The sequence below is a fragment of the Mesorhizobium sp. B2-3-7 genome (assembly GCF_006442695.1).
Classification (GTDB): domain Bacteria; phylum Pseudomonadota; class Alphaproteobacteria; order Rhizobiales; family Rhizobiaceae; genus Mesorhizobium.
The window spans coordinates 161,934-185,421 of the sequence record NZ_VFVV01000010.1 but is presented as its reverse complement, the minus strand read 5'-3'; the positions used below and the strand labels follow the sequence as shown (position 1 = coordinate 185,421).

Annotated in this window: 25 protein-coding genes and 1 riboswitch; of the genes, 5 read left to right on the top strand and 20 right to left on the bottom strand. The window is 63.2% G+C overall.

Features of this window, described 5'->3' with window-relative positions; translation table 11 throughout:
- Positions 1-15 precede the first annotated feature (15 nt).
- The 4 genes from FJ940_RS20665 to FJ940_RS20650 form a co-directional block, all read right to left on the bottom strand.
- Complete coding sequence (locus FJ940_RS20665) at positions 16-1,038, bottom strand: ABC transporter substrate-binding protein (protein WP_140657737.1); 1,023 nt, start codon at positions 1,036-1,038, stop codon at positions 16-18.
- The gene (locus FJ940_RS20660; protein ID WP_140500163.1) at positions 1,031-1,798 is read right to left on the bottom strand and encodes an ABC transporter ATP-binding protein; all 768 of its coding nucleotides are present in this window, start codon (positions 1,796-1,798) and stop codon (positions 1,031-1,033) included. Before FJ940_RS20660 ends, FJ940_RS20665 begins: the two co-directional genes overlap by 8 nt.
- Entirely contained in the window at positions 1,795-2,550 is a 756-nt protein-coding gene (locus tag FJ940_RS20655; protein ID WP_140521594.1) for an ABC transporter permease, read from the bottom strand. Before FJ940_RS20655 ends, FJ940_RS20660 begins: the two co-directional genes overlap by 4 nt.
- 98 nt (positions 2,551-2,648) lie before the next feature.
- Entirely contained in the window at positions 2,649-3,257 is a 609-nt protein-coding gene (locus FJ940_RS20650) for a YkoF family thiamine/hydroxymethylpyrimidine-binding protein (RefSeq protein WP_140499924.1), read from the bottom strand.
- A riboswitch (TPP riboswitch) is annotated at positions 3,248-3,362 on the bottom strand. Its footprint overlaps the gene before it by 10 nt.
- 219 nt (positions 3,363-3,581) lie before the next feature.
- On the opposite strand from FJ940_RS20650, the gene FJ940_RS20645 reads away from it, so the two are divergent.
- A complete protein-coding gene (locus FJ940_RS20645) occupies positions 3,582-3,902 on the top strand; it encodes a hypothetical protein (RefSeq protein WP_140499926.1) in 321 nt (106 codons plus the stop codon).
- A 139-nt stretch (positions 3,903-4,041) separates the two neighbouring features.
- On the opposite strand, the gene msrA is transcribed toward FJ940_RS20645, so the two are convergent.
- The 6 genes from msrA to FJ940_RS20615 form a co-directional block, all read right to left on the bottom strand.
- A complete protein-coding gene (msrA, locus tag FJ940_RS20640; protein WP_140567593.1) occupies positions 4,042-4,560 on the bottom strand; it encodes a peptide-methionine (S)-S-oxide reductase MsrA in 519 nt (172 codons plus the stop codon).
- 184 nt (positions 4,561-4,744) lie between these two features.
- On the bottom strand, positions 4,745-5,056 hold the full coding sequence (locus FJ940_RS20635; RefSeq protein ID WP_140500166.1) for a hypothetical protein: 312 nt from the start codon (positions 5,054-5,056) through the stop codon (positions 4,745-4,747).
- A 100-nt stretch (positions 5,057-5,156) separates the two neighbouring features.
- Positions 5,157-5,357: a hypothetical protein gene (locus FJ940_RS20630; protein WP_140499930.1), complete on the bottom strand. Its 201-nt coding sequence runs from the start codon at positions 5,355-5,357 to the stop codon at positions 5,157-5,159.
- Positions 5,342-5,581: an ABC transporter permease gene (locus tag FJ940_RS20625; RefSeq protein ID WP_140499931.1), complete on the bottom strand. Its 240-nt coding sequence runs from the start codon at positions 5,579-5,581 to the stop codon at positions 5,342-5,344. Before FJ940_RS20625 ends, FJ940_RS20630 begins: the two co-directional genes overlap by 16 nt.
- Positions 5,578-5,778 carry a hypothetical protein gene (locus tag FJ940_RS20620; RefSeq protein ID WP_140499933.1) on the bottom strand — a complete coding sequence of 67 codons (201 nt, stop codon included), beginning with the start codon at positions 5,776-5,778 and terminating at the stop codon, positions 5,578-5,580. Before FJ940_RS20620 ends, FJ940_RS20625 begins: the two co-directional genes overlap by 4 nt.
- A gap of 2 nt (positions 5,779-5,780) precedes the next feature.
- Positions 5,781-6,518: a glycosyl hydrolase 108 family protein gene (locus tag FJ940_RS20615; RefSeq protein ID WP_140499935.1), complete on the bottom strand. Its 738-nt coding sequence runs from the start codon at positions 6,516-6,518 to the stop codon at positions 5,781-5,783.
- A 184-nt stretch (positions 6,519-6,702) separates the two neighbouring features.
- Here FJ940_RS20615 and FJ940_RS20610 point away from each other — a divergent pair, with 184 nt between their 5' ends.
- On the top strand, positions 6,703-7,530 hold the full coding sequence (locus tag FJ940_RS20610; protein ID WP_140567596.1) for a class I SAM-dependent methyltransferase: 828 nt from the start codon (positions 6,703-6,705) through the stop codon (positions 7,528-7,530).
- Between the two features lie 508 nt (positions 7,531-8,038).
- On the top strand, positions 8,039-8,926 hold the full coding sequence (locus FJ940_RS20605; RefSeq protein WP_140657735.1) for a hypothetical protein: 888 nt from the start codon (positions 8,039-8,041) through the stop codon (positions 8,924-8,926).
- Positions 8,927-9,102: 176 nt separating this feature from the next.
- On the opposite strand, the gene FJ940_RS20600 is transcribed toward FJ940_RS20605, so the two are convergent.
- Positions 9,103-11,511, bottom strand: a complete 2,409-nt coding sequence (locus FJ940_RS20600; protein WP_140567601.1) for a hypothetical protein — start codon at positions 11,509-11,511, stop codon at positions 9,103-9,105.
- Positions 11,512-11,845: 334 nt separating this feature from the next.
- On the opposite strand from FJ940_RS20600, the gene FJ940_RS20595 reads away from it, so the two are divergent.
- On the top strand, positions 11,846-12,034 hold the full coding sequence (locus tag FJ940_RS20595; RefSeq protein ID WP_140521537.1) for a hypothetical protein: 189 nt from the start codon (positions 11,846-11,848) through the stop codon (positions 12,032-12,034).
- Positions 12,035-12,073: 39 nt separating this feature from the next.
- On the opposite strand, the gene FJ940_RS20590 is transcribed toward FJ940_RS20595, so the two are convergent.
- From FJ940_RS20590 to FJ940_RS20550, 9 genes are all read right to left on the bottom strand, one after another.
- Complete coding sequence (locus tag FJ940_RS20590) at positions 12,074-12,265, bottom strand: hypothetical protein (protein ID WP_140499940.1); 192 nt, start codon at positions 12,263-12,265, stop codon at positions 12,074-12,076.
- Positions 12,266-12,890: 625 nt separating this feature from the next.
- On the bottom strand, positions 12,891-13,364 hold the full coding sequence (locus tag FJ940_RS20585) for a hypothetical protein (RefSeq protein ID WP_224619440.1): 474 nt from the start codon (positions 13,362-13,364) through the stop codon (positions 12,891-12,893).
- The gene (locus FJ940_RS28525) at positions 13,361-16,000 is read right to left on the bottom strand and encodes an HNH endonuclease signature motif containing protein (protein ID WP_181171792.1); all 2,640 of its coding nucleotides are present in this window, start codon (positions 15,998-16,000) and stop codon (positions 13,361-13,363) included. Before FJ940_RS28525 ends, FJ940_RS20585 begins: the two co-directional genes overlap by 4 nt.
- Positions 16,000-16,503 (bottom strand): hypothetical protein, encoded by a 504-nt coding sequence (locus tag FJ940_RS20575; RefSeq protein WP_140657731.1) that lies wholly within the window; start codon positions 16,501-16,503, stop codon positions 16,000-16,002. The genes FJ940_RS28525 and FJ940_RS20575 overlap by 1 nt, the downstream gene beginning before the upstream one ends.
- Positions 16,504-16,505: 2 nt before the next feature.
- Positions 16,506-17,159 (bottom strand): hypothetical protein, encoded by a 654-nt coding sequence (locus FJ940_RS20570; protein WP_140657729.1) that lies wholly within the window; start codon positions 17,157-17,159, stop codon positions 16,506-16,508.
- A 292-nt stretch (positions 17,160-17,451) separates the two neighbouring features.
- On the bottom strand, positions 17,452-19,908 hold the full coding sequence (locus FJ940_RS20565; RefSeq protein WP_140657727.1) for a hypothetical protein: 2,457 nt from the start codon (positions 19,906-19,908) through the stop codon (positions 17,452-17,454).
- Positions 19,908-20,519, bottom strand: a complete 612-nt coding sequence (locus FJ940_RS20560; protein ID WP_140499954.1) for a hypothetical protein — start codon at positions 20,517-20,519, stop codon at positions 19,908-19,910. The genes FJ940_RS20565 and FJ940_RS20560 overlap by 1 nt, the downstream gene beginning before the upstream one ends.
- Positions 20,520-20,696: 177 nt before the next feature.
- Positions 20,697-21,686: a Coat protein gene (locus FJ940_RS20555; protein WP_140567611.1), complete on the bottom strand. Its 990-nt coding sequence runs from the start codon at positions 21,684-21,686 to the stop codon at positions 20,697-20,699.
- Positions 21,687-21,731: 45 nt separating this feature from the next.
- Positions 21,732-22,643, bottom strand: a complete 912-nt coding sequence (locus FJ940_RS20550) for a hypothetical protein (RefSeq protein ID WP_140657725.1) — start codon at positions 22,641-22,643, stop codon at positions 21,732-21,734.
- A 304-nt stretch (positions 22,644-22,947) separates the two neighbouring features.
- On the opposite strand from FJ940_RS20550, the gene FJ940_RS20545 reads away from it, so the two are divergent.
- Positions 22,948-23,262: a YMGG-like glycine zipper-containing protein gene (locus tag FJ940_RS20545; RefSeq protein WP_140521524.1), complete on the top strand. Its 315-nt coding sequence runs from the start codon at positions 22,948-22,950 to the stop codon at positions 23,260-23,262.
- Positions 23,263-23,488: the final 226 nt, after the last annotated feature.

Genomic DNA, 23,488 nt, shown 5'->3' with positions numbered 1-23,488 from the left:
GATGCGGTTTGATCCCTACCCCAAATAGAAGTTACTGAAATAGTTGCCAAAATCCGGTTGCCGGGCAACGGGCTCGCCGTCCCCGTTCCGGAGGATGCCGGCGGCGAAGAGATAGGAACCGATCGCTTCCATCTTGGCCGGGTCCATGCTGCCTATGGCGCCGTTTTGCCGGCGCAGATAGTGCCCGTCGATCAGCGTCTTCAGCGAGGCGTGGATCAATGCCGGATTGGTCAGGGCGTCCTTGTTGGCGGCGATCAGCAGTGTGGCCGCTTCTTCGGGATGGTCGACGGTGAACTGGTAGCCGCGCCGCGTTGCCCGTATGAAGCCCGACGCCAATTCCGGATTTGCACGCAGATACGCATCGCTAGAGGAGATCAGCGTGGTGTGTTCGTCGGGCACGCCGTAGTCGGCATAGACGAAGCTTCGCTGTTTGACGCCTTTCAGTTCTGCCTCGACGCCTTCCCAGGTCGAGACCTCCAACGTGAAGTCGACCGAACCGTTGGCCAGCGCCTCATAGGCGGACGTGCCGAGCGTCACCGTTTCGAAAGCCCCCTTGCCGCCATCGTGACGGATGATGGTCGAGATCAGCGCGTTTTCCCAGGCACTGCCGAAACCGCCATAGGTCAGGCCGTCAAGATCCCTGGGGGTTTTGATCTCGTCACGCGCTGCATTGAACACCAGCCGTCCGGTTTCGGACTGCACCACGGCATAGACCGCCTTGAGATCGGCGCCGGCGGTTTTCTGGGTGAAGAGGCCGATGGAGCCGTTGATGCCGAAATCGGCAACGCGGTTGGCAACCAGCGTGCCTGCACCGGTATCGCTGTAGGGCAGGATGTCGACCTCGAGGCCGGCCTCGCTGTAAAACCCTTTGTCGCGAGCGACGAACAGGCCGATATGGTTGGTGTTGACCGTCCAGTCCAGCGCCACCGTTACTTTCCGGGCGGCCGCCTGGGCAAGAGATCGGCCTGGCCGGGCTACAAGGGGAAGGCCGGCAGCGGCAGTGAGCAGCCAGGCTTGCCGGCGCGTCAGGTCAGTCATGGTCCGTGTCCTTCTGGTGGCTCGGGTTGAGGAGGATGTCGAGGATCTCGGCTTCGAGGGTGCCGGCCTGCCGTGCAGCGCCGCCGGCCAGTTCGCGTGGACGCGGCAGCGGCACGGTGATCTCAGCGACGACGCGCGCCGGCCGCGCCGAAAGCACATAGATGCGGTCGGACAGGAACACAGCTTCGCGCACGTCGTGGGTGATCAGCAGCGCCGTCCAGCAGTGGCGCCGCCACATCTGTTCCAACCAGCGTTGCATGGCGGCGCGGGTCAGCGCATCGAGTGCGCCGAACGGCTCGTCGAGCAGCAGCATATCGCGTTCCTGCACCACGGTGCGCAGCAAGGCCGCGCGCTGGCGCATGCCGCCGGAAAGCTGCGCCGGAAAATGCCGTTCGAAACCGGCAAGCCCGAATTCCTCGAACAGCGGAGCAACGCGAGCGCGGGCAGCCTTGCGCCTGACACCTTGCACCTCAAGCCCGAGCGTGGCGTTGTCAAGAATGCGCCGCCAAGGCATCAACGCGTCGCGCTGCGGCATGAAAGCGAAATGCCGGCCGTGGTCATCGAGCGGCTTGCCGTCGAAGAATATCTCGCCCTCGCCGTGAAGCGCGCCGGTCAGAAGCTGGAACAGCGTCGACTTGCCGGCGCCGGAGGGGCCCAGAATGGAGACGAATTCGCCGGCGCCGACGCTGAGCGAAATGTCGGCAAGCACGTCGAGTCCTTCGAAGGCCTTGCGCACATGTCGCAGTTCGAGCCGGTTCATCGCCACGGCCCCTTTCCTGCGGCCCGCCCGCCGGCGGTCCGTTCCCATGGCATGGCAAGGCGCTGGACCAGCATCGTCAGCCCGAACAGGACGAGCGTCAGCACGGCGCTGACGGCGACGGCGGCCAGCACCAGGTCCGGGCGGAAGTTGTTCTTGGCGTTGAGCATGTAGATGCCGAGGCCCTTCGCCGCGCCCGCATATTCGGCGAAGATGGCGCCCACGACAGCATAGGTGATCGAGATCCTGACACCGGCGAAGAAGTAGGGCAGCGCCGAGGGCAGCCGCGCCAGGACGAAGACACGCCAGCGCCCTGCCCCCATGGCGCGCAGCATTTGGCCGATCTCAGCCTCCGTCGCCTCATATCCTTCGGCCAAAGCCACCAACATCGGAAAGAAGGTGACCAGCGCCACCAGCATGATCTTGGGCATCAGCCCAAAGCCGAACCACAGCACCACCAGCGGTGCAATCGCCACCAGCGGCAAGGTCTGGCTGACCACGAAGACCGGAAAAAGGGCGCGCCGCAATGGCTGGGAGAAGTCGATCAATATCGACATCGCAAAGGCACCGCCGAGCGAACAGGCAAAGCCTGCGAGCGTGGCACGGAGGGTTGGCACGGCGTTATCGGCCAGCGCGTGCCGGTTGAGCATTGCCTGAGCGAAGACGCGCGATGGCGCCGGGAGGATTGTCGGCTTGATGCCACCAAAGCGCGCATAGAGTTCCCACGCGGCTAGCAGCAGCCCCACCGAAAGCATCGCCGGAGCGGTTCTGGCGATGAGGTCCACGATCGGACGCGAAGGGGCGGACGGGGAGGACACGCAGGTACCCGGAGCGGATGGCGCGGGGCGCGCCGTCAGACGGCGGTGGGGCTGTTGGCCGAGACGGTGACGTCGAGCGTTACGTGACCGGCACCCGGCCCGAAGCGGCAAAAGGCCTCGTTGAGTGCGGTAAAAATGGCGCCTGCGTCGCCGCGCAACTTTGTGCAGAAATGCTTGGAGCGCTCATATACGCCCGACTGCTTCAGGAAGTCGATGCAGCCATAGATCTCGTCCATGTGGTCGTCGGTGCCCATGACGTAAAGCGAGAACTGCGCCGCCGCCGGCTGGCCGGTGACGGCCACGCCGCGCACGGCGGCGATAGCCGCTTCCTTGCGCGGGCCGAGCGGCCCGGCAGGTCCGCCAAACGCGTCGGAGCGGCAGATCGGATCGTCCGGCTCGCCCGGGCAGCCGCGCGAGATGGCGGCCGAAAGCACGCAATGCTTGCCGCTGCGCGCTGCCGCCACGAACAGGTCGCGCATGGCAGGAAACAGCACCTCGGGCGGCCCGACAAGCAAGGTCGAGATATCGTCGGTCTCGATCCGCAGTCGATCACGATAGGGGTCCAGTGCCCCGAGCGCGCCAAGGATGACGCCGACAAAATCGCCGGACATGGGATATAGGGAAATCTGTGCGCCTGAAAACATCGCCCGCCTCGCTCCGCTGGTATTACCCAGATCAGCTTCTAGGGTCTGTGGGCTTGCCGCCCCCCGTCTCAGCCCCGACCGTACGGAGCACCCCTGTGGATGGACGCGTTAAAGCACCAATCGGGCGGCTATGAAAGCTGTTTTTTTCAGGACCATCGCCGGAAATGCATTGCGCCAGGCCTGATTTATGGGCGGTTCCGTCGGGCCCGGTCTTGAGGGAAATTTGTCCGGAACCTTAGCCACGACGAGTGGTTGTCCCTATAGTCGCAAACGCGACGAACTTCGTGGAAACGAGCGAAGACTTCACAGAAATGGAGACAAACCATGTTCATGAAAATCCTCGCAGCTTCGGCTCTTACAATTGGTCTCGCGACTTCGGCGATGTCGCAAAGTGCTGGCGGAAACGGCGCCAATAATAATGGGCCCGGCAGCGGCCAGTCGGTCACGGTCGACCCGAACACGCCGGCACCGCCGAACACTGTGGATCCTGGCACGACCGGCAGCACGACCGCCATGCCCGACGGCATGAATTCGAACGCGGACCGGAACTGTCCGGCCAGCCCACAAGGTGCTCAGCCGGATGCCAGCCACACCGCTCCGGGCACCGCTTCGCCGACCGTCAATGACAAGCATTGCGGCAAGTAGCCATTCGCCGAAACTGCTGGAGAACGCCACGGGGCGTCTGTTCCGTGGCGTTTCCGTCTCTTTATGTTTCACCCTCGCCGAACAGGCAGGCGCCTGAGACGTAAACCGCCATCGGCCTTCGTCTCGGTTCGGGCGCCGTCTACGATACAGCCTTTTCGCGAACCGGCAGCTTCCAGCCCGGCCTGACGAAATGACAGGTGTAGCCGTTCGGGTATTTCTGCAGATAGTCCTGATGCTCGGGTTCGGCTTCCCAGAACGCGCCGGCCGGAGCCACCTCGGTGACCACCTTGCCGGGCCACAGGCCCGAGGCGTCGACGTCGGCGATGGTGTCTTCGGCGACGCGCTTCTGCTCATCGCTGGTGTAGTAGATCGCCGAACGGTAGCTCATCCCCACATCGTTGCCCTGGCGGTTGCGTGTCGTCGGATCATGAATCTGGAAGAAGAACTCCAGCAGCGTACGGTAGCTCACCCTGGCGGGATCGAAATTGATCTCGATGGCTTCGGCATGGGTGCCGTGGTTTCGGTAGGTGGCATCAGGCACGTCGCCGCCGCTGTAGCCGACGCGCGTGGACAGGACGCCCGGGATGCGTCGGATCAGATCCTGCATGCCCCAGAAACAGCCGCCGGCAAGCACCGCGCGTTCGCTTGAAGTCGCCATATCAAATCTCCCCAAAGCAACTCCGGGGAAAGGTTGTAGCCGTTTCCGTCCGGAATTGCGCACGATAAAACTGGAGGCCCGGCGCTATGACAGCCGCTCCAGGATTTCCCATAGATGGGCATTGTCGTCGGCTTCGTCCAGTCGACGGGCGCGTCCTGCTGCCGATCACCACGGACGCGCGGCGTCACTCCCCAGGCCTGAACCTGCGCACCACGACCTCGAATACGATATCCGATATCCACATCGCGCAGACGCCGATGAGGAATGCGGCCGCCAGGGTCGTGGTGTCGTCATTGGCCATCGGCAGGCCCATGGCGCGGGAATACTGGACCACGGGCAGCGTCAGATAGGCGGCGGCTAGCGCGCCGCAGATCGGCGAGGCCACCATCTCGCGCGGTTTGTAGCGGTGGCGCGACAGCGCGCGCAATATGCCGCCGGAAAGGCCGGCGACCACCACCGGCACCTTAATACCGAGCAGGTCGAAAAGATCATGCATCATTTCATTGTCTCGCGATCAGGAAACAGAACGACCGATCCGGCACCGAAGATGAGCGGTCCCCGAGCAGCAGGGCCCGAATCGAGCGGCAACACGATCGTCATGGCTTCCACCCGCACAGTTTCTCGCCCTTGCGGTTGTGCGCCAGCAGCGTCCGGACTTCCGCATCCGACAGTGCTGCGACGGCGGATGCGGACAAGCGCAGCGGGCTCGAGACCGCGCAAAATCCGCCGGTGACGGTGGTGCAGCCGGCTACCGCGACAAGTGCTGCGGCCGCTGCGACAATCAATCCCTTGCCCATGACCTGAGCTCCTTTCGGGCAGTGGCGGCGGGTAGCGCGCCGATGTCGTTGTCAACCTGGTCGGCGACGTCGCGCGCCGCCGCCTCGGCCGCGGCCTGCCGGCTACGTTCGGCGCGCTCGCCGGCAAGCCGCTGGCGAACACCCCAGCCAAACGCAGCGACGATGGCTGCGCCGATGCCGAGAACGGTCGAATTGCTGAGCAGGAAGGAGAGGAGCGCGCTCATTGGTTTGGCGCGTCCTTGACGAGATAGCCGACGGCAAAGACGGCTAGCGGCAGCAGCGTGGCCCATGTCTCGGCATCGTACCAGGATGGCCAGACATTGCGCACGAAGACGCCGGAAATCGAAACGGCGGCGGCGGCGATGGTCGCGGCCGTCAGTTTGTTGGTCGGGCGGATGGTCGGCTGGGTTGTGGTGGCCATGATCAGAACATTCCTTGCAAGGCGGCGGCGATGTGGTGCCAGGCGGCGTAGGCGACGAGCAGGCACGCGACAATGATCCCGCCCGCCTTGGTGGCAGCTGGGATGTTGGCGCCGGCAGGCGCCGCCGCGACCGGTTCGACGGCATCTACGGCAGCAGCGCCGCCCGGCGCCGCCGCAGCAGCGGCCGGTGCAGGATCTGGCCGCGTGGCCGATGCCTCGCCTGCCCCGACAGCCGTCAGCAGCAGCGCCTGTGCGCGGACGGATCCGACCCGCCTCGACCAGCCTTTGCCGAAAGTCGGCCAGGTCGGAAGCCGCTTCAGGAAAGCCAGGCGGGCATCGCAGAGATTGTCGATGACGACGGCGGCCGGTCTGGAACCGACGGCAGCGAGCGTCTCGGGCCCGATGCGGCCGTCCTGGGCGGTGCCGACCACTGCTTGAAGATATTTCGCCGCCCTGCTTGGCCCACTGTTCACGGCATAGTCGAACACCGCGTAATCCACGCCGTCGGGCAACTCGGCGCCAGCCACCGCATCCCAGTAGAAGCGGCGGTACACCGTGGCGAGTTGGGCATCGCTGATCTTCCTGAGATCCGCCTTGGCGGCATCCGCCTTCACGTAGCGGCGGAAATTGGCGAGCGTGACGCCCTTCATGGTGGCGCCGCCCGGATCGGCCGGATTGTCCGACCAGCCGCCTTCGGATTTGAGGACGAGCGCAAGCGCCCGCGTAAAATTGCGGTCCATGATATCCCTTTCGATTTCTTGGTGGATGAGGTGAGTGGGTGATCGCCGGCAGCACAGGGGTGCGGATAGTCGCCGTTGCGCGCGCCTCGGTGCCTACTTGCAGTGCGTCAAAACCGGAGGTCGCCTTGCGCGCCGGCCGGCGCATGGTTAGAAAAAATACAATTTTGGGACGAACAGGTCTGGGATGAGAGACTTTGTTGGCGCCGCGCGGCGCCTGGCCTTCAACAGGCTGTCGGCCGCCATCGATCGCCGCTGGAACGTCGACCCGCTGGGCTCGGCGCCGCGTGCCTCGAAAGAGGAATATCTGAGGCTGTTCGAAGCCACCCGGCGCGTCTCATTCGCTGAGATCGACAGGCTCGAGGCCGAAACCGGCTTTGCCGTCGATCGCGACTGGCTCGACGAACTGGCCCTCCACACCCAGATCACCATCAAGACCAGCGCGCTCGCCTACCCGCACGGGCGGGTGCTCTACAGTCTTCTTCGCCGCCAGCTGGCCGACAGCCCAAGGCCGTTCACCACCGTCGTCGAGACCGGCACCGCGCGTGGTTTCTCCGCGATCTGCATGGCCAAGGCACTCGCCGATGCCGGCGCCTGCGGGCATGTCGTCACGCTCGACGTCCTGCCGCACCATCATCGCTTCTACTGGAATTGCATCGACGACCATGACGGCAGGAAGTCGCGCGCCGAACTGCTTCGGCCTTGGCAGCCGCTGGCCGACCGGATCATTTTCCTGCAAGGCGATTCACTCCTTCAATTGCCCAGGGTCGGCGTGAACCGGATCCACTTCGCCTTCATCGACGCGCAGCACACCAGGAAGAACGTGCTGGCCGAGCATCGCTGCGTTTCGGGCGTTCAGCGCGAGGGCGACATGGTCGTATTCGACGACGTCACGCCAGGGTCCTTCGATGGCGTGGTCGAAGCGGTCGCCGAGATCGAGCGGCAGGGCCGGTACGAGGTGCGCCGTCTGAACGCGTCCAAGCAAAGAACCTATGCCTGGGGCATCAGGCGGTGACGAGACGACAGCCCGGATAAACCATCGGAGGCGAGACCTTGCTCAGAAATATCGCCCGCAGGCTTTATCTCGGCATGCGCCGGAACATCGACACCCCGCCCCATGGCGGCCGATGACTACCTGAAGGTGCAGTACTTCCCGATGGCGACGAAGCATTGCTGATCCTGCGCAAGAAACCGACCTAGCGCGCCACCCAGCGATTGAGCCTGACCGCGCGGCCATGGGTTTCAATCGCCGGCTCGGCTTGGTTTAGGTTGGAAAGCTACCGCTCTGTCCACCAGCGATAATTGTCGATGTGTGTCAAACTTAAGATCGCCTTGCGCGCCTGACCGCACATGGTTAGAAAATTGCAACTCAAGACGAACACTTTGAGAGAAGACTATGCTGGCGCGTCGGGCATGAAATGTGGGTGAACCAATCGTATGCCTCCCAGACTCGTCAGACTATGGGGAAGCTACAAAGACTGACAAAGCCCACGATCGGCGTAGCGGTTGCCCTGTGCATATGGATGGTGAACTGGGTGATGGTCAGAGGAACGCCATTTCCCGATCTGCAGAACTACATCCAGAATTTCGACAAAAGGGCATACTATGTTTCTCCTGATACCGCTTCACTGATCGATTGGTATGCCCAAGAATACCTTTGGCGGAAGGGTATCTACGCTCTCAAAGAGAGCTTCGAACTAGCCAGCATCTTTTCTACCCTGACCTTAATCTCCTTGGTAGTCATCAGCGTCTACGTGGCAGTCAAAGCCTCGTCCCCAGCCTACATCCTTTTGCTAATCCACCCTCAGTTAATCGATCTCGTATTCTCTCAAGTACGGTCGGCTGTCGCCATGGCCGCAATCTATCTGGCCCTCCTATTGCCATGGCGCCTGGTCAAATATGCATTGGTGGGAATTGCACCCTTTATTCATTCTGCGGTTCTGGTCTTTGCCGGCGCGTTCGCAGTGGGCCAAATTATCACGGGCTCCGATATTTGCGGGCGCCGACATGTGCTAATTTCGACATGCTATATAGCGGCCATAGTTGTCGCCGTGACCATCCTCAAAAGCTATCTTCTGGGCTCGATCGGCGACAGGCGAGCGACGATAGAAATTACTACGAGCGGATTCCTGCTGACGATGATGGTAACGGCGTATGCTGTCCCTTTCCTCTTCTTTGATCACCTGTTCAGCAGGAAGTTTGCCGCGTTTGTTGTAGTTCTCGCTTCATCACTCTGCTTCGGGATGTACCTCTACAATCAGAATGGCATCCGGTTCGTCGCTCTTGCGATTCCAGCGCTTGCGGTTGCAATCTCCAGCATTCCCGATCTTCACTGGCGCCGCCTTATACTAATTGCGGCTCTCGCGTCACAGGTTGTTTTCTTCGGCTATTGGGCCAAAGGTATTCTCTAATGAAAACCTTGCGATGGATGGCCCACCAGTATCTTGCCGAAGGAGATCGTTGGCGGATTGCATGTGTCGAGGTGTTCGGCTTAGTCTGGAGGAACGCGTTTTTCCAAGCCTTCTTCTGGTTGATGGTCGCCGGCAACCTCCTGGCTATGTTCTTTGGTGATTCGTTGATCCGTTGATTAGCCTCCGAACTGCCATTTGCGGACCACAACAGTCATCACGCCGCTGCCAGGGTCCTTCGTTACCCCTGTATCGTTTGCAATGATTATGTCGACAATGTCAGCGGTGACGACCCCGGCGTACTTAATCGTGCAGCCCAGCAGGTCGGCGCTAAATCCAATGCCCGTTACCAAGTCACCACGAACGGCACCTGGTACGGCAACCTGCACAGTCAGACTTGTCCCCGTCGGGATGCCTGGCGTCGGATTGAGGAATACCTGTCCAATGGTGCGGAGCTCGCTTTCAGATATGCCGTTGAAGGGCGTGGTGATCGTGCCCAGGCTAAGGTTCATCGCATTGCCCGCGAGCCAGTTCTTGCCGCCATCGGTGACGTTGGCAAAGCGGATGCCGTTGGTGAACGTCACTCCGTTTGTGGCATCGAAGACGTTGTTAGCAATACGACACCCGATAAGCTTGGCATTCTCCACAAGAATGCCGTTGTCGACGGTGAGGCCGGAGCTCGGTGGGAGGAAGCCGCCAAAGACGTTCCCCTCCACAATCAAGCCGCTGAACAGGCGATTGCCTGAAGGTGCCCCGATGCGAATGAAGGACGAGATACCCATGCCTGGGGAGAACGTAAACTGGTTGCCGCGCACCGATCCGCTCACCGGGTCGTTGGCCTGATCGTTGGTGATCTGAATGCCCTGGTTTTTCTGACTAGCCACATAGGTAGACTGAGACATCGCGAACGTATTGTTGTCGCAAGAGAAGCCAGTCGTCCTATGGATGATGATGCCGTTGTGCGGCACATCGTTGAGCATGTAGACTTGGAGCCAGTTTTTATCGACCTTGATGCCAGCCCCGTGGACGACATAAATCTGGCAGTTGCCACCGGCCCCCTTCGTCTTCACCCCTTCGATGATCGTCCCATTGCCAAAGAAAGAGATAATGTTGGCGCAGGGCATCGTCTCTGGAACGGTCAGATTTGTGCCGTCGCCACAGCAGTCCTGCACGTCGCCGTTCTGAATACGAAGTGATGCCGCACGGTAATCGAGAATGCCGAAACGGTCGATCTGGGAGAAGAGCGGGCTGTCGATGAGGCAATTTTGGGTGTAGCCCATGTACATGCCGCCGCCACACCGAAGTATCTCGATGTCACGGAACGTGCAGCCGAGGCCGCCCTTGTTGTTGACACCACAAGCCGCGATGGTGCCCAAGCTGTCGAGCGCCCCCCCCTCTGGCCCAGTGCCACGGAAGCCGTCGATGCAGATGCGCTCCATGACGACGCCCTGCGGCAGTGCAGAGCCGCTTTGAAAACCATCCGTATCCCATAGCGCGAAGGCATGGCCGTTGCCGGCGGTCCCGGTCAATTGATTGCCAAGCGCTTTAAAATCGCGAAATCCGAGCCGCAATGTGTGGCCGACCAGACGGAACAGCGGCGCGCCATTGATCATTGCGCTTGTGATGGTCGAAACGTCGCGGCCGAAGCCTTCAACATCGAATAGTCCGAGAGCGATGTCGATCGTTTGGTTGATCGTGATATTCGTTGGTGGCAGGCGGATTGTGCCGCGATCCTTGCCGTCGACGATCTGGACCGCCGCAATCAGCGCCGCGGTGTCGGCCGCTGCGTTGCCGAACCCACTGCCCAGTTGACGTAAGTCAACGACGCTTTCATTCAACACCCAAAAGCCGCCATTGACCGCATCGGTCGTGCCGTCCGGCATGAAACGGTCGGCGGAGCGGAAATAGGCCAGCGCCGGGTAGCCGCCGGCGGTGATCGCCGCGCGCGACATGCGGGCATAGTTGGCGCCGCCCACCAGGGTTGCCGGGGTCGTGAAGACCGGGGCGTAGAATTGGGTCCTGATGCTCTTGACGCCGGCAGCGATCGTCGAGCCCGATGCCGTCGCCACGGATGCGTAGATCGGCACGTTGACGCCCGAAACCTGCGCGGCGTCGGCGGCATATTGCTGGGCCAGGTCGCGCGCGAGTTCCGCGATGTGGATGACTCCCGCCAGCGCTCCGCCGATATCCCCGAGCGGATCATCCGACAGATAGTAGGAGATCACGATGTCGCTCGTGCCGATCACCGGGTTGAGGGTCTGGAAAGCGTAGACCAGGCCACCCGAAACAACCCCCTCCTGCACGTGAACGGTCGTTCCCTTCTGCATCGTGCGCGCGGTGCGGGCGTCGGCCGCGCGGTACCAGTAGCCCTCGCTCGCCGTATAGATGCCGTTCAGCCGGGCGTCCGACTGGTTCTTGACCAATACCCGGTCGCCGACGGCGGTCAAAACCCCGTCGATCGTCTTCAGGCCGAGGATCCAGGCAACGCCGTCGACGATGACCGTCTCCAGATTTGCCGTCGTCGCCAGGCGCACGGGTTCGCGCTCGCCCGTCAGCAGGCGAACGGCGGCAGTTGCGGGTCGGGCCATGAGGCTTGCTCCATAAAAAAAGCCTCGCGAAAGCAAGGCTTGGAATTCGGGTTGGTTGGCGGCGTGGCGACGGGTTCGGATGGGATAAGCGCTGGCCCGTGCGGCCACGGCGCCACGGTCATTCAGGTTCTTCCTTGAGAAGTTTGGTCACGATCGCTCGGCCAGGCGAGAGACAATTCAGCGGTCGGTTTTCTGTCCTTGGGCACGCACTTCCTGAACAAGCAGCAATGCCGGCTTGCTCCCGGACTGGCTGCCGTGTTAACACCCGCGCACTGCGGTGGCTTGCGCTATGGGAGCGTCAATGTCGCAGCGCTTCCACAAGGTGTGATTTCCGATGAAAAAATCCGCGATTGTCGTCGCTGCAAACGACAACCGCACGGCAGAAGAAAGGCCGTTCGCTTCCCGGTACAAATCCGTTGGAGCGGTGACGGCGCCGGCGGATTCACAGGCAGGAGGCGAAGAGCCGACCGAGGCCCGCGCCCTGACGGCTTTGCAGATGTTCTGTCGCGTAGCGGGCGTCTAGATCGCCTTTGAGGCTTCATCCAGACGGCAAGGACAGGCTCTAAAGTCCCGACCCGCTGTATCTGGTGGCCTCCTTCCACAAGGCGAGCGCAAGGGCGGGTGTCCGCCCCTTCACCGCATAGTCGCGGTCCCGGTAGCTTCCGGCCGCGATCCACACCGTTTTCGAGCGTTGATAGATCGTAATGCCCCGCTCGCTCGCCCGCGCGAACAGTTCTGTGTCATTTCGATACATCGGTTCCAACCCCTGTGGCCCCCTCAAGGGGTAAGGTGCAACGAACATGCCAAAGTTTACGCCTAGCTAATATTATACATCGCAGAGCTGCCAGCTGCGCCATCGAAGTGCACTGGCAGCCCTAATGCCAAGGTGTTCCCTGGGTGTTTCCGCTGTATTGCACCTGAACTGCCGCCAGGTAACAGAATAGACCAATCCGGAAACATTTGCTTAAAATTGTATTCTTCGGCCATCGGGCGCCGACTGGCCAGAAATTCACCCCACCAGGAATTTGGATGACGGAACTAGCTCTCCTTCAGTTCCGGAAATTCGTCGGGCATTTTGCTCCGCCTCCATGGTGAGGTCTTTGTATCGCGCCGAGCATGCCACCCACTGGCAAATCTGCCAATTGTGCAACCGTATTATCAAGCTCTACCACTTCGGCCAAACCCACCAAATTAGGTCGCCTTGATCAACTTCAGCTTCATCTCCGTAGAATTGCCACGACTCATCATCGGCATCATGTGAGGCGTAGGCAACCCAGCCGCCACCACCAAATATTTTTCGGGTCGATATGACGGCCAAATTTTCTGGACCTTCGAACTTCCATTTATCCCTATCTTAGGCTCTTCTGCTTGCCGAGACATCATTCTTGAAGCAGCGGCAGAATCTTTTCGTCGAGGAATTTAAGCCGTCCACTCAACATCTCGGCGTTGGCGGGATTCGCCGGGACATTAACGGGAATGAGCTTCGCCACGGACTTCCCTTGCCGCGCAGCTTCAACCCACTCATCCATTGCACCGATATATCCGTCCAGCGCCTCGTACGGGGTCTCCAAATCGTCACCGGGCATGTACGCTGGGGGTACATCACCGACGAGCACCCATATCCATCGTGGCACATCTGGTTTCCCGGGTGAAATCTCGAAGAGAAAAATGTATATTATCCCTTCGGCACCATATCCGAAATACTCGCCTTCGATTCTCCTTACCCAGTCGTATGATTTGATATATTCACGAGCCTCCAGAAGAGCGTTGTCAAGGTCACCATCTGCATCTGGGTCGTCTGCTGGTAGAGGAAGGCGGCTTACTTTACTCAGATCCGGGGTAATTTTGTTCACAATTTCTCTCCACTACTTATCTTAGCCCGCAGCCATCGTCTCCTAGCCCAACGCTGAAAATCGCCGGCTTCCATGTGGAGCCTTATGTGCTCTTCCCTGGTACGAGGCTTAATATTTGATACGTGATCTAGCCCACCGTCGGCCAGAGCTTTCTCATGGGAAACATCCATATTTCGACCTGTCTTGGGATCTTTGGGCCAGGGTTTGCCGTGCAGTAGTTCCCATTCCTTACGAAGAGCTCTGTTCGTGGTCGTGCGCTTGGTCGCAACAAGCTTTAGATCGTCCCCGTCAGAGATTTTTGCAGCCGGATTCCCTGTGGTAGGAAAGCGTTCCAACGCCTCGACTTCCGTCGCCGTCGGAACGCCTTCATTTCGCAGTGCGTCGGTTGCCTCTTCAGCGGGTCTGCTGTCCACAAATTCAGATGCTGTCGAGCCTTCCAGCGAGCCGGTGAGCCTCGCCGTCACCTGCCTACCGATCTCGCTGAGCCCCTCGGCAAGGACATTGCCGCCGGCCCCCCAAAGGGCCCCAGCGGCTGCACCGCGCAGCATGTCCTCATCCAGGCCGTGCGCATATGTGGCGCCATATATTGCACCCTCGCCGCCGGCGAGGGCGGTTCGTGCGGCCAGGCCGGTCAGGCCCTCCAAGGCTGCGGTGCCCAACCTGCCTGTGAGAGTGATGCCCGAACTCGCCAGACCATGTCCGGCGATGACACCACCAAGGAGTTCCGCCGGCAGGGCTGCCGACCCTGCCCGGTCTTCGGCATCTTCCGTCGCGGCTCGTTCGGCAGCGAGCAACTCCTCGTAGCTTTTGTCGGAAAAAAGCGAACTGAGGCTGGCCGCGGCTTTATCCGCGTGGCCGAGAGTCATCCCTTTGGCCATCAGCCGGGCCACGTCATCGGCGGCTTGGACAGGTTGCAGCCAAAACGACTCAGCATTGTATTGTGATCGAGCCGGATGCAATGCGACGGCCAACAGGGCGGCCGCCAAGGCATCTTCTCGTGCCTGGATATCTGCTGGTGTCAGCTTCGGATCGGTTGCCGCGTTCTGTCGCAGCCGAGGCAAGCCGGAGGCAAACAATTGCTCGGCCATCCCGAAGCGCAGGCGTGGATCGCGGACCGCCAGAAAAATCGTGCTCAGATCGGTCATGCGCTGCCGCCACGGCACGCTTGGATCGATGAATTTCGCAGCAAGGCTTTCCGCGGCAGTCCACGGCAACGGCAATATCTTGTAGAAACCCATCTCCCCCTGGGCTGCAACGACCCAGGTGATGGCGGCTTTATAGCCCTCGGGAGTGGTGATCTTGTCCCAGTCGGGAGCCCGGCCCGGGAGCATTTGGCTGACATAGGCGACAGGGTCGGCCCGCCTGGCGCTCAGAACGAATTCCGCGCCGCCAATCCTTGCTTCGTATCGCGCCCACTCTTCCTGCGAGCCATTGGGACCGGGCTCAAAGTCTCGGAGCTGAGCGTGTATCGCCTGGTTCGGCGCGCGGCGCATATCGAAGACCGCAGCGGCAACATTGGATGTCGTGTCGAAGGCCTGGAAGTGCTCGGCGCCCTCCTTGAGGCCATAGATATTGACGAAATCCTGTGCGGTAGGTCTCTCCTCGGGATATTCGCCGGTACTGGCGATGACAGCCGGAGCGTTCTGCTCCGCCAGCTGCACCTTGGCGCGGGCATCGACCAATTGTGCAGCGGTGGCCGTGTTGGCCTGATCCCTTAGTGCTGCAAGATCGCCGGGCTTCAAGTAGGTAATGGCATCCAGGGGGATGGCCGACTTGTCATCCGGGGTCGACGAGATGCTTCGGTCGAACGCCTGCGCACTACTGTTAACCGGCGTCAGCTTGCCAGCACCATCTGCTATAGCTGCATTAGAGATGCCCGAGGCATTAGAGCCATCAACGGCCTCCGCCGTATCATACTTGAGCCGGCTTCCAGCTTGCGCCCCGCCCAACATCTCGGCGGCCCGCTTCGGATCCTGGGCGATCATCGCCTGAACCAGTGCCTTGGCCGTGTTGCTGCGCCAGGCCACTTCCGCCGCTTGCCTGATAACCGGGTTTCCGATCTTGGCGATCAGATCGGACCCGTTCTGCCGGATCGCCTCGAAAGCTCCGATGTCGTTCGGGTCGCCTTTTGCGATGGAGCTGGTGGACATGGTGTCGACCTTCGCCCACTCCGCCAGCTCATACTCATCGCGTTGTGCCTGCTGCCGCTGCGCCATGCGCGGCGAGCCGGCCGCGCGCATCGGTTCCTTCTGCCTGGCGAAAGCGGCGCGCCGGCTCTCGGGTATTTCAGGCAGGGCCTCGTCGAACAGCCTGTCGAACAGGCCGGGCTTGACCACCTGCCCGCTGCGCGGATCGACCTCGCCATACATCGCATCGTGCAGGCCGCTGCCGTCGGCCGGCGCGTTCGCCGCCACGTCGTCTTCCGCCTGCGCGATGCGGTCGGCGAACCGGCGGCGCGCGAGCTCCGCGTCGAACGCTTCCTGCCGCTCCTTCATCTGCCGGTAGCGCTCGGCGACGGCCGAGAGCTCGTCGCCAAGATCCTGCATCGCCCTGCCGGCCGGCGACCCCTCGGGATAGGAAACGCCATTGCCGGCCTCGAGCCGGCGCTGGGCAAGCTGGAGTGGAATCGTCGCCATCAGTAGAGCCCTCCCGTGAAGGCGCCGCCCGGCGCCGGCGGGAAGGCGCCCTTGCCGAAGGTCACGGCCTTGGTCGGGTCGTAGAGACGGGAGAAACCGGACACGAGGCTGCCGTCGGCCTTGAAGATCGACGCCGCCGCGGCCTGCCTGCCGGAGTAGCGCGCGAGCGCCGCCTGGCTGTCGAGAGTGTTGCGGCGCAGCGCCGAGCCGTACTGGATCGCCTTCAGGTCGAGCTGGCCTTGCCTGGCATTGGCCGCCAGCACCTCGGCCGGCGAGCCCGATAGGCCGACGCCGGAGGCGCCCGCCCGGGCCCGCGCCTGCGAAAGCAGCAGATCCTGCCTGTGGCGCTCCTGGCTCTGTTCGAAGGCGGCACTTTGCGCATCGGCCTGCGCCTGCTGCCCGTAGGCCTTGGCCTGGTAACCGGCCGCCTGGTTTTGCTGCCGGCCTTCGATCAATGCGCCACCCACGGAGATGGCCGTGCCGAGAAGGGCTAATGTGCACATGGTCAGCCTCGCTGGGATGCGGCAATGGGGGTTTTCCTGGCCGGGCGCGAACCGAGCGCCGGTCGCGGGTCGAGCGCGCCGCCGGGGTTGGTGAACGACAGAAGCAGCCTGTCGGCCTGGATCGCCGGGCGGCTGAGGCGCGCCGGCGCCGCCGCGCGCGGCCCGGCCATGGCGGCGCGACGGGCAACGGCCAGGTTCACCTTCAGGTCAGGCATGCCGGCGGCGTCGAAGAGGCCGTTGGCGGTGGCGAGCGCGCGGGCGAGCGCATCGGCCTCGAACAGGTCCTGGCGCAACAGCTCGACCAGGCGGCGCACGGCGCGCCAGCGCTCGGTCAGCACCTCCGCCTTGGCTTTCGCTTGCCCGCCCAGCGCCTCGACGGCGGCGCGCGCCTCTGCCGCGGCGGCCTCGGCACGGCATTTGTCCGCTGCCGCGATGATCTTCTCCAGCAGCGCGACGACGTCGTTGCAGTCGTCCAGCGCGATGCGCGCGGCGGAGAGATCGCCGTCGCCGAAAACGGCGCGGTCCTCGGCCTGTTCGCAGCCGCGCCGGCGGGCGATCGCATCATTGAGGTCGGCATCGAGCAAGGCGATGACGGCAGCATATTCGGCAGCCGTCCGCGCCCTGCCGAGCTGTTCGGCATGGGGGGATGTGGTCACGGGATGGGTTCCTTGTGGTGGGCTGGAGGCGGTGGAGCGCCGATCTCCCCCCTTGTGGAGGAGATTGGCAGGGCAGAGGGAGGCGCGAAGGATCGCGGCGTTGATTCAGCCTGGGTTCTTCGCCCCACCAAGTGGGGCGAGGTGGCTCGGCGAAGCCGAGACGGAGAGGGGATGGCGCCGAGCTGTGCCGGACTCTCCGGCAGAAGCGCCTGCGCCTTACGAAGGCCCCCTCTCCGACCGCTTCGCGGCCACCTCTCCCCCGCCTCGCGGGGGCGAGGAACGCCAGCTCGCCCTACGGCTCGGCGTCGAACACTGGCGTAAATGCCCGTATCGTGCAGGGCGTCGGGTTGACGTGGCGGATCCGCACCCGGCCCTGCCCTTCCCAGCTGTCGTCGATGGGCACCTCGACATTGCCGGTGAACAGGCTCGCCTTGCCGTCGGGCGCGACGATGGAGGGCATGCGCACGCTTTCCCAGCGGCCGCGGATCAGCGACTGCACCTGAAGCCCTGTCGTGTCGGTCTCGAGCAGGGACAGGATGACACCCGCCACCTTCTTGCGCCGCCCGAGGATCGAGCCGTCCCGGCCGGCGACGTCGAGCTCCAGCGTGTCGGCCTGCGACTGGAACGCAAGCCCGGCCTGCCATCTGGCCGCGACGGCGCCGCCGGGCAGCGTCACCTGGCCGGAGGCGACCGGCAGCCCGCGATAGACCTTGCCGCCGGCCAGCACGTCGACCTTTTCGCCGTTGAGATGGCCAAGCCCGGACACGGTGTTGACGGCGGCGCCCGAATAGGTCAGGCCGCAATCGACCTGGAAGGCATCCTCCAACGCCCCATACTCGAACGGCGCCGTCATGATCTCGATATAGCGCCTGGTCACGCCGCCGATGGTCCGCCTGACGATCAGCCAGATGTCGTCGACGCCATCCTGGCCGGGCGTCACCACAGCGCTTTCGACGGCCGCCCAGCCGGAACCGGCGACGGTACCGCCGAGGCGGTGGCGGTGCATGCCGCGCACCTCCTGCGAGGGCTGGTGGGTGTAGCCGCCGAGCTCGCCATTATCGAGCGGAAACCAGAGCATCGGGTCGGGGTCGGTCTGGAACGCCAGCTCGACCACGCCACGCTTTGCGATATGCTCGGAGATCTGGCCGATATCGTCGGAGGTGAAGCGGCCGGTCGAAGCCTGCGTCAGCTCGGCGATCGAGCGGCGCGAGCGCGTGACATAGAGGAACGACTGGCCTGCATCGACGGGGCGGATGCGGGCGCAGCCCGATGTGCGCGAGCGCCGGTTCTTGAACGAGGACGGCGTCAATGCCTCGTCGATGCCGGAGCCGGAGAGCGCGCGGATGCCGCCGAGCGTCCCGATCAGCAGCGCGCCGTCCGATTCCGCGATCCACGTGATGTCGTTCGCCTGGCCGCCGCCGGCCTGGAGGAATTCCAGCGCGTCGTCATCCTTCTCGCCCAATGCGAAATTGTTGAAATCCCCCGTCGCCGAGGCGTAGACCGAAAACTTGCGGCTGAAGGCCAGGCGCTCCTCGTAGAGCGATCCGCTTTCGACATATTTCCCCGGCACGAGCGTGCCCAGGCGCCAGCGGGATATCGGGCTGAGGTCCGGCAGGGCAAATCCATGCAGTTGGACCTTCACCGCCGTGGCGCTGGTGCGGCTGGTGATCTTGGCCCAGCGCCAGCGGCCATCGGACGCTAGCAGGCGAATGGCCCGGCCGACGTCAGAAGCCTGGAAGCCGGCGCCGCCATTGATGCCGGCGGTCGATGACGCCGTGAGGTCGAACGGGGTCTGGCTGGCCGCCGCCCGGTTGAGGTTCAGTTCGGAAAACGCGCTGTCCGAAGCGCCGTTGATCGCCTTCCACGTAAAGCGGTGATACTCGAACGCCAGCTTGTTCAGGAATTCATAGTAGCGGGTTTCGCCGCCCGACCAGCCGGTCTCGCCGGTGCGGCTGTCGAGCGTCACCCATGACGCGCCGTCATTCGATCCTTCAAGCACCCAGATTGTCGGCGTGCGGTCGACCGTTCCGCCGGTGCGTGCGGTCAGATAGTAGTTTTCGACGATGGCCTGCGCGCCACCGGCAAGCTGGTAGGTGACCGAGCCGTTGGTGGCACCGGCGATGCCGCTGTCCGTCTCTGTCGCCTTGTCGAAAAGCTGGAAGGCGTCCCCTGCCCCGCCCATGCCTGAGACCGTGCCGGAAGGCGCGGTGTTCGACGTCATCTTCGGCGTCAGCGCCCCATAGTCCGCAGGCGTCAGCGTGGTCGGCGTATCGTTGATGTCGTCATAGGGCCCGTCGTCGATCGCGTAGTCGTCGAGCGTCCATGCCGTATGGGCGGTGCGCGTCAGCACCTTGAGCGGATAGTCCCTGTGGGAAATCCACATCTGGTCCGCCGACTGCACATAGTCGAGATCGAACAGGTCGGCTTCAAGATAGGGCGAGGCCACTTCGACCGTGCCGACACGCGCGCCATAGGCGTAGACGCGGATGTAAAGATTGCCGAACTCCAGCATGTAGGCCTGGTCGGCCGAGAAGATGAACGGGATCGCCCGCGTCGCCTTGGCGGACGTCTTGACTTCGCCGACGAAACAGGTGCCGCCGCGCTTGCGGATGCCGCCATGCGGCAGGGTGACGAAGTTTTCGCATTTCGACAGCGCCGCGCGGTAGAGATCAAGCGAGGCGCGCGCGTGCAGGCGTGGCGAGATCTCGCCGCGGGTGAAGACGTCCTGGACCGGATAGAGCGTCGCCATCAGCGCATGGCCCCCGCATAAAACCGGCTGTCGCCGCGCTGCCGCGCCCAACTCGATGTCGAAAGCCGTCCGCCGCGCTGGATGGCCTGCGCGGTGAAGGCGGCGTCCAGCGCGCGGTCGTAGGCCGAACGGGCAATGTCGATCATGCCGGCCTTGTGCGTCAGCGGATGCGCGATCTTGATGGCGAGTGCCGCCACCAGCACTTCGGTGAACGGCGCGTCCCAGTCGTTGGGGTCGGTGAGGTTCGCGACATAGCGGATGGTGAGCGGTCCCGCCCGGTCGCTGTAGACCAGCCCCGCCTCCTGCCGCCACGAGATCGCGATGCCGTCCGGCTCGCCATTGTGGGTCAGCGGCAGCGGGCGAAGGCAATCGACGGGGAGTTCATAGACCCAGTTCAGCGTGCAATCGCCGGAACCGGTATCGCTGCCGGCCAGGGATGCCGAAAGGATGGCGAACACCCAGGCGTATTTCGTCAACTCGGCCTCGCGGGTCAGGTCGAAATGCATGTTGAGCAAGCGCGCGGCCTTAATGTCCTCGTCAAGGCTGTCGATCGGCGCCTCGTCAAGGACTGCCAGCGCCATATTGGCGATGTCGGTCGGGGTTATGGCCATGGGTAAGGCCTCCGTGGGTTGTGATTGGGGGAAGTGCGTCTTTCTCCCCGTTCACGGGGAGAAATGCCCGGCAGGGCAATGAGGGGCAGCGCCGGCATCGACGGTTGGCGTCAATGTTCAAGCGCCAGCGCTCGCAGGAAGGAGGTGGGCCTGGCCCACCTCCCGGGAGACGAAACCCTATGCCTCGGTCGTCTTCAGAGCGATGAACGTCATGGTCTTGACGCTCGACGCGGTGCGGTCCCAGTTCGCCGCCAGCGCCAGCTCCGCGTCGGTGGCGAATTCGCCGGCGGTGGAGGCGTCGAGGAAGCGGGTGCCCGGCACATGCGGCACGAAATGCCGGCGGCCGACCATTTCCGTCACCCCGCCGCCATGGCCCTGGCGCGGCTTGCGGTCGAACTCGAGCGGCCCGCCTTCGGTGTTCACGGGCAGCTCGTTCCACAGGATCGCCTTGTCTTTGAACATGAACGCGGTGTAGACGCCCGCCGCCTGCGGGATGTCATCGTCGACCACGCAGCGCAGCCCCATGTAATAGGGGATGAGCGGCCCGCCCTGCTGCGAGGACGGCACATAGTCGATGAGGTCGGCGAGCTTCAGCGCTTTCATCTGCTTGGAATGAATCCAGAGGGTGCGGAACTTGTCGGCGCGGTCGCCCATCAGGTAGGCCGCCTCGATGATGTCGGTGTCGACGATGGAGGTGCCGGTGGCGCGCACCAGGTCGCCGCCGTCATTGGCCAGATTGTCGGCGACGACACCTTTGAGCATGCCGATCAAGGTCAGCTTGTTGGCGCGCTGCCAGTACTCGGTCTGCCGCTTGACGATCAGCTTCTGCGGATCGTCGCCCGCCAGGATGGAGGTCAGGTCGGGAACGCCCCACGCCTGGGCGCGGACATTGCGGGCGGCGACCTCGCGGCGCGAGCCGATCTTCTTCATCTCGATGGAATCGGCCGGATCGTCATTGACCGGCTCGGACGGATCGTTGCCGAGGTCCTTCCAGCCGGGCATGTCGACGGAACGGCCGCCCATCGACAGTTTCGAGGAGATGGCCGGATCGGAAAACAGGATGCCGGCCTGGTAGATTTCGAGCGACTGGACGTGCTCCTCGAAAGCGTATTGGGCATAAACGGACGGAACGATCGCGTCCGCGATACGGGTATAGGCGTCTGCCATTTTGTCTTTCCTTTGAGAGATTGATCGGCGGCTGATGCGTCGGGATCAGAGCGGGTTGTTCGGCATCCAGAGATCCGGGTTTTCGCCCGCTTCCCTGGCCAGCCGCCGGGCGCGTTGAGGGTCGCTTTTGACAAGGGCTGAAATGGCCGAAACGTTGCGCTCGCCGGCGGCGTTGCGCCGGAAGGGGTTTTGCCCCCGCGGCGCCGCGTCGGCGTCGATCGTGTCTTCGCGGAACATCGCCTCGCCGATCGCCTGGAAGGCCCTGGCGATCTGCGGATCGGTCAGGGCGCCGTCGGGCAGAAGGATGCCTTTCTGCTTGTAGGCATCGACCAGGCCGAGCTTCTTCATCGCCCGGTTGGCCACCTCCAACTTCTGGCGAAAGCCATCGCTGTCGGTAGGCCCCCAATCCTTGACGAGGTCGTCATGGGTGGCTTCGACCGAGCGGGCGAGCGCTGCCTGCTGGGCCGCCGCCTGCTCGGCCATGTAGCCGACGAACCTGTCATGATAGGCCTGGGCGATCTTCGGCGTGGCGCCGGCTTCGACCGCCCAGGCCTTGGACGCCTGGGCGAGTTCGTCCGAATAGGCGAAGGTTTCCGGCAGGCCGTCGGGCCGCCGGTATTCGACCTTTTCGGGCGATGTCAGCGGACGCATCGCCTCGGGCAGCCGGGCATGGAATTTGTCCCAGTCTTCCTTAGGCGCGTCCCTGGCTGGAACGCGCAGGCTTTCGCCCTGCCGCCGCTCCAGCTCCGCATAGGATGTGAAAACCCGATCGAGGCTTTCAGGCTTGGTCCAGCCCTTGGCTTCAGCAAGCTTGCGGTTGCCTTCGGAAAGACCGTCAAACCAACTTTTGCCGGCAAGCACGGCGGACCCGTTATCCGCGCCTGCCGGAGGCCGTTCCGGGTTGCCCGCCGGCTGCGACGAGGCAGCCACGGACCCGGCATCTGCCAGATCTGTCATGTGATGTTCCTTTTGAGGGTTAGGTTGGAAGTGAACTGGTGGCGCCGCCAATCGTCCTTGTGTGAGGGAGAGGAGCGGTCTACGCGGCAGGAAGGGCGGCCAGACACGGCCGGGACCGCTCAGGCTGAATCATTTTGACAGGCATCGGCGCTAGCGCCTTGTTCGAAAGAGGTGTTTCGCCTCCCGGTTCATCAACGCCCGAGAAACCATGTCTTATATCGTGACAGCCTGTGCCGCCGTTCCGCCGCAATGCGGCCGCACGGGACGATCGATAGGGATTTCAAATCTTTAAGGGAGACGTCACATGAACCTTCACAAAACAACTGCCGCCGTTTTGATGATCGCCGCGCTGGCGGGCTGCGCGCAGACGGAAGGCCAGCAGCGGGCCGGAACCGGTGCGCTGATCGGCGGCGCCGGCGGCGCCCTCGTCGGCCAGGCCATCGGCGGCAACACCAAGAGCACGGTCATCGGCGCGGCCAGCGGCGCCTTGCTCGGCGCCGTCGTCGGCTCGGCCACCACCCCGCAGCGCCGCGGCGACCAGCTCTGCCGCTACCAGGACCGCTACGGCCGCATCTACACCGCGCCTTGCGACGACCGGTACTACAACGGCAATTATTGAATCACCGGCGGCCAGACCGCCGATCTCCCCCCTCGTGGGGGAGATGTCCGGCAGGACAGAGGGGGGCGCCGTAGAGCGCCGACCTCGGTCGCTGCCGAACTTTGAACATGGCCATATGTTTGTCGTCTAGGGCCCGGCTTGAGCGACCGCTCGTGATTTGATCGCCGTGCGATGAACACGGCAAGGCCGGCGGGACAGCGCCCCCCTGCCCTGCCGGGCATCCCCC

Coding starts and splice junctions, on each gene's coding strand:
- FJ940_RS20665 (WP_140657737.1), bottom strand. CDS start 1,038: ATGACTGACCTGACGCGCCGGCAAGCCTGGCTGCTCACTGCCGCTGCC.
- FJ940_RS20660 (WP_140500163.1), bottom strand. CDS start 1,798: ATGAACCGGCTCGAACTGCGACATGTGCGCAAGGCCTTCGAAGGACTC.
- FJ940_RS20655 (WP_140521594.1), bottom strand. CDS start 2,550: ATGCTTTCGGTGGGGCTGCTGCTAGCCGCGTGGGAACTCTATGCGCGC.
- FJ940_RS20650 (WP_140499924.1), bottom strand. CDS start 3,257: ATGTTTTCAGGCGCACAGATTTCCCTATATCCCATGTCCGGCGATTTT.
- FJ940_RS20645 (WP_140499926.1), top strand. CDS start 3,582: ATGTTCATGAAAATCCTCGCAGCTTCGGCTCTTACAATTGGTCTCGCG.
- msrA (WP_140567593.1), bottom strand. CDS start 4,560: ATGGCGACTTCAAGCGAACGCGCGGTGCTTGCCGGCGGCTGTTTCTGG.
- FJ940_RS20635 (WP_140500166.1), bottom strand. CDS start 5,056: ATGCATGATCTTTTCGACCTGCTCGGTATTAAGGTGCCGGTGGTGGTC.
- FJ940_RS20630 (WP_140499930.1), bottom strand. CDS start 5,357: ATGGGCAAGGGATTGATTGTCGCAGCGGCCGCAGCACTTGTCGCGGTA.
- FJ940_RS20625 (WP_140499931.1), bottom strand. CDS start 5,581: ATGAGCGCGCTCCTCTCCTTCCTGCTCAGCAATTCGACCGTTCTCGGC.
- FJ940_RS20620 (WP_140499933.1), bottom strand. CDS start 5,778: ATGGCCACCACAACCCAGCCGACCATCCGCCCGACCAACAAACTGACG.
- FJ940_RS20615 (WP_140499935.1), bottom strand. CDS start 6,518: ATGGACCGCAATTTTACGCGGGCGCTTGCGCTCGTCCTCAAATCCGAA.
- FJ940_RS20610 (WP_140567596.1), top strand. CDS start 6,703: ATGAGAGACTTTGTTGGCGCCGCGCGGCGCCTGGCCTTCAACAGGCTG.
- FJ940_RS20605 (WP_140657735.1), top strand. CDS start 8,039: ATGGTGAACTGGGTGATGGTCAGAGGAACGCCATTTCCCGATCTGCAG.
- FJ940_RS20600 (WP_140567601.1), bottom strand. CDS start 11,511: ATGGCCCGACCCGCAACTGCCGCCGTTCGCCTGCTGACGGGCGAGCGC.
- FJ940_RS20595 (WP_140521537.1), top strand. CDS start 11,846: ATGAAAAAATCCGCGATTGTCGTCGCTGCAAACGACAACCGCACGGCA.
- FJ940_RS20590 (WP_140499940.1), bottom strand. CDS start 12,265: ATGTATCGAAATGACACAGAACTGTTCGCGCGGGCGAGCGAGCGGGGC.
- FJ940_RS28525 (WP_181171792.1), bottom strand. CDS start 16,000: ATGGCGACGATTCCACTCCAGCTTGCCCAGCGCCGGCTCGAGGCCGGC.
- FJ940_RS20575 (WP_140657731.1), bottom strand. CDS start 16,503: ATGTGCACATTAGCCCTTCTCGGCACGGCCATCTCCGTGGGTGGCGCA.
- FJ940_RS20565 (WP_140657727.1), bottom strand. CDS start 19,908: ATGGCGACGCTCTATCCGGTCCAGGACGTCTTCACCCGCGGCGAGATC.
- FJ940_RS20560 (WP_140499954.1), bottom strand. CDS start 20,519: ATGGCCATAACCCCGACCGACATCGCCAATATGGCGCTGGCAGTCCTT.
- FJ940_RS20555 (WP_140567611.1), bottom strand. CDS start 21,686: ATGGCAGACGCCTATACCCGTATCGCGGACGCGATCGTTCCGTCCGTT.
- FJ940_RS20550 (WP_140657725.1), bottom strand. CDS start 22,643: ATGACAGATCTGGCAGATGCCGGGTCCGTGGCTGCCTCGTCGCAGCCG.
- FJ940_RS20545 (WP_140521524.1), top strand. CDS start 22,948: ATGAACCTTCACAAAACAACTGCCGCCGTTTTGATGATCGCCGCGCTG.